Source organism: Streptomyces sp. RP5T, assembly GCF_003933965.1.
GTDB lineage: Bacteria > Actinomycetota > Actinomycetes > Streptomycetales > Streptomycetaceae > Streptomyces.
The window spans coordinates 1-4985 of record NZ_RSAJ01000597.1; the positions used below are offsets into that span (position 1 = coordinate 1).

Here is a 4985-nt window from a genome sequence, read left to right on the forward strand (position 1 = left end):
CCCCGCAGCCCACCCTCGACCGGCTCGACGCGCTGGTGGAGAACACCCGGGCGGCCGGACTGGCCGTCGAGGTCGACGTGCGAGGCGTCCGCAGGCCGCTGCCGTCCGGCGTGGACCTCTCGGCGTACCGGATCGTGCAGGAGGCGCTGAGCAACGTCCTGCGCCACGCGCCCGGCTCGACCGTCTCCGTCGCGCTCGTCCACTACCTGCACGGCGTGGACGTGCGGGTCGTCAACTCACGGCCCACCCGCAGCGTGCCGTCCTCCCCGGGTGCCGGGCACGGCCTGCTCGGCATGCGGGAGCGGGCCGCGATGCTCGGCGGCACCCTTCGGGCCGGCCCTCGGCCCGGCGGCGGCTACGAGGTCGCCGCGTATCTTCCGACGGCACCCCCGGGCGCCCCCGACCAGGTCACCGACTCCAAGGACGGCACCGCATGACGAGCGGCACGGGCGGAGACATCCGCGTACTCATCGCCGACGACCAGCAGATGGTCCGGCAGGGCTTCAGCGTGCTGCTGGGCGCCCAGCCCGGCATAGAGGTGGTCGGGCAGGCGGTCGACGGCCTGGACGCCATCGCCAAGGTCGACGAACTCGTCCCGGACGTCGTCCTGATGGACATCCGCATGCCCGAGCTGGGCGGCATCGAGGCCACCCGCCGCATCACCGGCGAGCGCCCCGAGATCAGGGTCCTGGTGCTGACCACCTTCGACCTCGACGAGTACGTCTACGAGGCGCTGCGGGCCGGTGCGTCCGGGTTCCTGCTCAAGGACGCCTCCGCGGAACAGCTCGCCGAGGCCGTGCGCGTGGTGGCGGCCGGGGACGCGCTCCTCGCGCCCGGCATCACCCGGCGGCTGATCGCCGAGTTCTCCCGCCTCGACAAGCGGCCCCGCGCCCCCCTCAGGAGCCGGGTCGGCGAGCTGACCGAACGCGAGACGGAGGTCCTCGCGCTGATCGCCCAGGGGCTGTCGAACGCCGAGATCGCCGAGCGGCTCGTCGTGGCCGAGCAGACCGTGAAGACGCATGTGGGCCGCATCCTGGTGAAGCTGGGCCTCAGGGACCGTACGCAGGCGGCGGTGTTCGCGTACGAGTCGGGGCTGGTGCGGCCCTCGGGCTACTGACCGGCCGTCCTCCGGTACCCGTAGTACCTGAGAGGGACGCCGAAGGACCCGTCTCACTGGTGACGACGGGGACCCCGGTGCCCGCCTACCGTTTCGAACGTGACCGACACGACCGAGACGCACATGACGCCGCCGCACGGCAGCGGCGGACACGACGCGTACAAGTTCCGCAGCCCGGAGTTCCGAGCCGCCGTGGAGGCCCTGCGCGGCCTGCGGCACGACCTGATCAGTGACGCCCTCGCCTACCGTCCGCTGCCTCCGACCCCCGTCGGCAGGGGCCTTCCCCGTCTGCTGCACGGCCGCCCGCGGGAGTACGCGGTCTGGACGCCGCACGCGCTGATCACCGCGGCCGGTCTGCTCGCGATGCTCATCGGGGCGGACAACAGCGGCCGCGGTGCGACCACCAACCTCTTCGTCGGCCTGTGCGCCCTGGTCCCGGTCCTGCTGACCATGGTGCGGCCGGTCATGGCCTTCTGGCTGTCGCTGGCCGCGACCGCGGTCACCTATCCGGTGGCCTTCGTCAACTCCTGGCAGCAGGACTGGCCGTGGCTGCCGGGCAGCTTCGCCTGCCACCTCGTGGTGCTCACCGTGGTGGCGATACGCACCAGGCCGCGTACGGCGGCCTGGATGTGGCTGCTGACCGGGGCCTACGGGGTGCTGTGGCAGGGGGCCCTCGGCGCCGGTCACTACTACCGCTCGAACACCGTGGAGATGCTCTTCGTCTCCGCCCTGGCCCTGCTCGCCGTGACCGTCTGGCACATCCGCCGGGACGCCCAGCAGACGGTGACCGCCCAGCAGACGGTGACCGCCCACGAGCGCTCCCGCCGCACCCTCCTGGAGGAGCGCACCACCATCGCCCGCGAGCTGCACGACGTGGTCGCCCACCACATGTCGGTCGTCGCCATCCAGGCCGAGGCGGCCCCCTACCGGGTGGAGAACCCACCCCCGGAGCTGGAGAAGGCCTTCGCCACCATCCGGGAGAACGCGGTGGCGGCCCTCACCGAGCTGCGCCGGGTCCTCGGCGTGGTCCGCGCGGAGGACTACGAGGCGCCGGACGCCCCGCAGCCCACCCTCGCCGACCTCGACGGGCTGATAGCCAATGTGCGGGAGGCGGGCCTGAGCGTCGACAAGGTGGTCACCGGGGCGGTGCGCGAACTCCCGCAGGGCGTCGAGCTGTCGGCGTACCGGATCGTGCAGGAGGCGCTGAGCAACACCCTGCGCCACGCCCCGGGGGCGAGCGCCCGGGTCGAGATCGGATATGTCCTGGGCGGCCTGGGCCTGCGCGTGGTCAACGGCCCGCGGCCCGAGCTGTCGCTGCTGAAGCCCTCGCCCGGAGCGGGGCACGGCATCACCGGCATGCGGGAGCGGGTCTCCATGCTGGACGGCGAGATGACGGCGGGCGCCACGGACGAGGGCGGGTACGAGGTGGCGGTGTTCCTGCCGGTGCCGCTCAGGGACGAGGGTGTGGCATGACGATCCGGGTCCTGGTCGCGGACGACCAGATGATGGTCCGCGAGGGCTTCTCGGTGCTGCTGAACGCGATGCCGGACATCGAGGTGGTCGGCGAGGCCGTCAACGGCCGCGAGGCGGTGGACCGGGTCCGTGAACTCGCCCCCGACGTGGTCCTGATGGACATCCGGATGCCGGAGCTGAACGGCATCGAGGCGACCAGGGAGATCGTCGCGGCCGACGGCACGGCGAAGGTCCTGGTTTTGACGACCTTCGACCTCGACGAGTACGTCTACCAGGCCCTGCGGGCGGGAGCCTCGGGCTTCCTCCTCAAGGACGCCTCGGCCCGCCAGCTCGCCGAGGGGGTGAGGGTGGTGGCCTCCGGGGAGGCCCTCCTGGCCCCGTCGGTCACCAGGCGCCTGATCACGGAGTTCTCCAAGCTCTCCGAGTCCCCGCGGCTGATGGCCTCGGCCCACACGGCCTACGGCGACCTCACCGACCGGGAGACGGAAGTACTGATCCTCATCGCCCAGGGCCTGTCCAACTCGGAGATGTCCGAGCGCCTGATGGTGGCCGAGTCGACGATCAAGACCCACGTCAGCCGCATCCTGGTGAAGCTGGGCCTCAGGGACCGCACCCAGGCGGCGGTGTTCGCGTACGAGGCGCGGCTGGTGACGCCGGGCTGACGACACCTGTCACCACCGGCGAAGCGTACGGGGGACACGAGCGCCTTCCATGCGCGTCGTGTGGTCTTCTCGAGTTCGGCTCGGATGGCTTCAACGGCCTCCAGCGTTCCGCGTCCGAGGGCGAGGCAGCGGGTACGGGCCTCACGCGTGATCTCGGCGACGGCAGAGGCCGGCTCACGCGGCGGCCAGTTCGCACCAGACGTACTTGCCGCGGTTGCCGTTCCTGGACAGCGGCTGCCAGCCCCACAGGTCGGCGCAGGCACGCACCAGGGCCAGGCCGCGGCCGTTCTCGACGTCGGTGAGCTGGGCCAGGGCCCCGGGTGGCTCGGGTGGCTCGGGATCCGCGTCCCACGCGCCGAGGCGGAGCGTTCCCGGCGGCGACCAGCGCACACGCAGGGCGGCGGGCCCCTTGGTGTGCAGCACGGCGTTGGAGACGAGTTCGGTGGCGAGCAGCTCCGCGGTGTCGACCAGGGTGATCAGGCCGTGCATCGTCAGGATGAGGCGGAGGGTCCGGCGGCTGACGGTGACGGCGCGAGGGTCGTTGGGGATGTGGAGCACGTACTCCCAGGGTTCGGGCATGCGGGAACTCCGTTCGGGTCGTGGGGGGTTGCGGTCGGCGGGCGGTGGCAGTGCCGCGCCCGTCATGGCAGGACGGCGCGGTGCGCTTCCGGTGTCCCGGGGTTCCGCAGCGTGTGCGTCGCGTCACCGACGGTACTTCCTAAAGTTAGGGAGGGGCAAGTTGTTGTCGTATTCTGGAACTCGAACGAGCTATGCCCACAGGGAAGTTGGGAGGTGCCGTGCCGCCGAAGAGGCATCTCACCGCTCGCAGGGTGCGTCTGGGTTCTGAGCTGCGCAAACTGCGGGAGGCCACAGGCATGAAGGCCCGTGAGGCTGCGGAGTTGCTCGGGGCGGACTCGGTTCAGATGAGTCAGATCGAGTCAGGCGTCGCAGGGGTGAGCGCTGAGCGGGTTCGCCGTCTGACAGCTCACTATGCCTGCGCTGACGAGGCGTTGGTCGACGCTCTGGTCGCGATGGCGGTCGACCGCACGCGAGGGTGGTGGGAGGAGTACCGAGGCGTGCTGCCCCCCGTGTTCCTGGACGTCGCTGAGGTCGAGTACCACGCGATGTTCCTTCGCGAGGTCGTGATCACACACGTGCCGGGACTGTTGCAGACCGCCGACTACGCGCGTGCGGTGTTCGGTTATATGCGCCCCGAGCTGCCCGACAGCGAGGTGGCGCCTCGTGTGGAGCATCGGATGCGGCGGCGCGTCGTCATCGAGGGGGACGCTCCGACCCCGTACGAAACCATCGTCCACGAGTTCGCTCTGCGGGTCCGCGTGGCCGATCGCCGGGCCTCGCTGGCTCAACTCCGTTTCATCCTGGCGAAGATCGATGCCGGGCACGCCTCAGTACGCGTCATCCCCATCGATCAGGACGGTTTCGGCGGTACCGGTGCCTCGATGATGTACCTGGGAGGACCGGTGCCCAAGTTGGACACCGGGCTGCGTGATGCGCCGACGGGCACCGCGTTCATCGATGCGCAGCCCCAGTTGGAGCATCTGCGCACGCTCCTCCGTAGGGTGGAGAAGGCCTCACTGGATCCGGTGGCGTCGCGGGACTTCGTCCACCGGTTGACCAAGGAACTCTGATGAACTGGCGGAAGTCCTCCTACTCCGACGGCGGCGATGGAAACACCTGCGTCGAGATCGCCCCCCTCCCCGACCACATAGCCG

Annotated in this window: 7 protein-coding genes; 6 read left to right on the top strand and 1 reads right to left on the bottom strand. The window is 70.7% G+C overall.

Translation table 11 applies throughout. The features are described 5' to 3' along the window. The 4 genes from EHS43_RS37200 to EHS43_RS37215 form a co-directional block, all read left to right on the top strand. On the top strand, nt 1-437 hold a 437-nt coding region (locus EHS43_RS37200), incomplete at its 5' end, for a sensor histidine kinase (protein WP_369009068.1). Next, on the top strand, nt 434-1117 hold the full coding sequence (locus tag EHS43_RS37205; RefSeq protein WP_125195038.1) for a response regulator transcription factor: 684 nt from the start codon (nt 434-436) through the stop codon (nt 1115-1117). The genes EHS43_RS37200 and EHS43_RS37205, both read left to right, overlap by 4 nt. A 99-nt stretch (nt 1118-1216) precedes the next feature. Further along, nucleotides 1217-2590, top strand: coding sequence for a sensor histidine kinase (locus EHS43_RS37210; protein ID WP_260470895.1), 1374 nt, complete (start codon nt 1217-1219; stop codon nt 2588-2590). After that, nucleotides 2587-3252: a response regulator transcription factor gene (locus tag EHS43_RS37215; protein WP_125195039.1), complete on the top strand. Its 666-nt coding sequence runs from the start codon at nt 2587-2589 to the stop codon at nt 3250-3252. Before EHS43_RS37210 ends, EHS43_RS37215 begins: the two co-directional genes overlap by 4 nt. 174 nt (nt 3253-3426) lie before the next feature. Here the strand turns inward: EHS43_RS37215 and EHS43_RS37220 are convergent, their stop codons facing one another. Further along, entirely contained in the window at nt 3427-3831 is a 405-nt protein-coding gene (locus EHS43_RS37220; RefSeq protein WP_125195040.1) for an ATP-binding protein, read from the bottom strand. Between the two features lie 218 nt (nt 3832-4049). On the opposite strand from EHS43_RS37220, the gene EHS43_RS37225 reads away from it, so the two are divergent. Next, entirely contained in the window at nt 4050-4901 is an 852-nt protein-coding gene (locus EHS43_RS37225; RefSeq protein WP_125195041.1) for a helix-turn-helix transcriptional regulator, read from the top strand. Beyond that, on the top strand, nt 4901-4985 hold an 85-nt coding region (locus tag EHS43_RS37230), incomplete at its 3' end, for a DUF397 domain-containing protein (RefSeq protein WP_185806577.1). The genes EHS43_RS37225 and EHS43_RS37230, both read left to right, overlap by 1 nt.

Excerpts from the sequence above, each read along its gene's own strand:
- EHS43_RS37220 (WP_125195040.1), bottom strand. The coding sequence starts at position 3,831 with ATGCCCGAACCCTGGGAGTACGTGCTCCACATCCCCAACGACCCTCGC.
- EHS43_RS37205 (WP_125195038.1), top strand. The coding sequence starts at position 434 with ATGACGAGCGGCACGGGCGGAGACATCCGCGTACTCATCGCCGACGAC.
- EHS43_RS37215 (WP_125195039.1), top strand. The coding sequence starts at position 2,587 with ATGACGATCCGGGTCCTGGTCGCGGACGACCAGATGATGGTCCGCGAG.